The 1794-nt window shown below is 70.0% G+C and carries 2 protein-coding genes; both read left to right on the top strand.

Annotated features, from left to right (window positions below):
- The first annotated feature begins 212 nt into the window (after nucleotides 1–212).
- Nucleotides 213–614: a DUF305 domain-containing protein gene (locus FV223_RS26635; protein ID WP_147729736.1), complete on the top strand. Its 402-nt coding sequence runs from the start codon at nucleotides 213–215 to the stop codon at nucleotides 612–614.
- A 453-nt stretch (nucleotides 615–1067) separates the two neighbouring features.
- Nucleotides 1068–1631 carry a type II toxin-antitoxin system MqsA family antitoxin gene (locus FV223_RS26630; RefSeq protein WP_187276260.1) on the top strand — a complete coding sequence of 188 codons (564 nt, stop codon included), beginning with the start codon at nucleotides 1068–1070 and terminating at the stop codon, nucleotides 1629–1631.
- Nucleotides 1632–1794 lie beyond the last annotated feature (163 nt).

The following is a 1794-nucleotide window of genomic DNA, read 5'->3' as shown; positions in this document are numbered from 1 at the left end:
CCTCCTCGTGCCGTTCCACCCGCACGACGCCACCGCGACCGACCTCCTGATCCACGCGGTCACCGTGCTCGGCGTGATCGGGCTGAACGGGATTTTTGGCGGCCGGCTGCTCGGCGGCGGCCCGGACGCATCCCGGCGCGACCGTGGCGGTTGACCTTGCCACGCCGGCAAGCTCCACGGTGCGGCGCATCCCCGTGAGGAGACTCGACCCCATGCGCAACACCGTCCGGCCCGCCCTGATCGCCGTCGCCGTCCTCCTCGCTGGCGGGGTGCTGGCACAGGGCATGGACCACGAGCGCATGGATCACGAACATAGGGACCACGCCGGCCGTCATCCCGCGCCGGCCGCGGGCGAGGCGCCCTCCACCCGGGCGTTCCGCGCCGTCGACGCGCGGATGCACGCCGACATGGCGATCCGCTACAGCGGCGACGTCGACGCCGACTTCGTGCGCGGCATGATCCCCCACCACGAGGGCGCCGTCGGCATGGCGCGGGTCGCGCTGCAATACTCGAAGGACCCGGAGGTGCGGGCGCTCGCCGAAGAGATCGTCAAGGCGCAGGAGCGCGAGATCGCCCAGATGCGGGCGATCCTGGCGCGGACGGGCGGGAAGTAGGAGCCGCAGCCTCGGATGCCCCCGCGCCCGGCGCTCGAAGCGACGTCCCTCCCTCCGTCATGGCACCCTTGCGCCCGCGATTCGGAGCCATCGCCTTCCGAGCCTCGATCCCGATCGGGGCTGCAGCGGCCTTGACGTCTGCGCATCTTTTTATCTTATAGGCAATCTGCGCACAGGAAGAGCTCCTTGTCGGCCTGCAAGGTTCGGATCGTCGTCGATCATGCCAACAGCGACGACCCGATCTTCACGGTCGAGGTGCGGCCCCCTGGGGTTCGCTCGCTGTGATGGCCGAGGTGACGCTCTCGGGGCGATCCCTCGAGCTGAACGGCATGCACGTCGGCGGCGACCCGATGACGAAGTGGGGCGCGTCCGTGCTCCGCGACATCGCGCAGGGGGTCATGGAGGAATTGGATGTCGACGCGATCCACATTGTTGGCGGCGTTCGGACCACGGGTGCAAATCCGGGACGGGACCCTCGTCCCCGACGGCTCCGTAGAGCGCCTCAGCCTCAAGCGGCTGCCGGACGCGCACCTCGACACGGTGGCGGCGGCCCGCGCCCTGGTCCGTAGGCATCTTCCAGTGAAGGCGGCTCACGCGGTCATGACGGACGTGTTCGACACCGGCGAGGCCTATGTCGAGGTGCCGAAGGTCGAGAGCCTGAGCCGGCTGACGTCGGAACTGACGGCGCTGGGCATCGCCGTCCGCAAGCATGCACCCGACCCGATCTCCGTCCGAAGCGTGCGCGAGGCCCTGCATCTCTCGCAAGCCCAGTTCGCGCTCCGGTTCGGGCTGGAGGAAGCGACCGTCAAGAACTGGGAACAGGGCAAGTCCAGGCCGAACGCCACGGCCATGACGTTGATCTGGACGATCCATCGCCACCCCGAAGCGGTCGTCGATGCCCTCGCCACCTGCGGAGCCGCGACCGAAGCGGATGCGGCGTCCGCCCTTCGCGCCAGGGAAGGCCACGCCCCGGTGGACCCGCTTCGACGCCCTGTCCAGAAGCCCGAATCGTGCTAGGCTCACGCACGATGCGACAGGCCCGGCACCTTCTGCGACGGCTCGCTGCGATCCTTCGGGTCGCGGCGCTTCTCGTCATGGTCCCGGCCTTCGCCCAGGCGCATGCCGGGCACGCCCACCACCCCGGCGCCGGGCATGCGCGCGTCGGGCACGCCTCGAAGGC

It is taken from the genome of Methylobacterium sp. WL116, from assembly GCF_008039455.1.
Taxonomy (GTDB): Bacteria; Pseudomonadota; Alphaproteobacteria; order Rhizobiales; family Beijerinckiaceae; genus Methylobacterium.
Note: the sequence above shows the minus strand (reverse complement) of the source record. Positions and strands in the feature narration are given on the sequence as shown.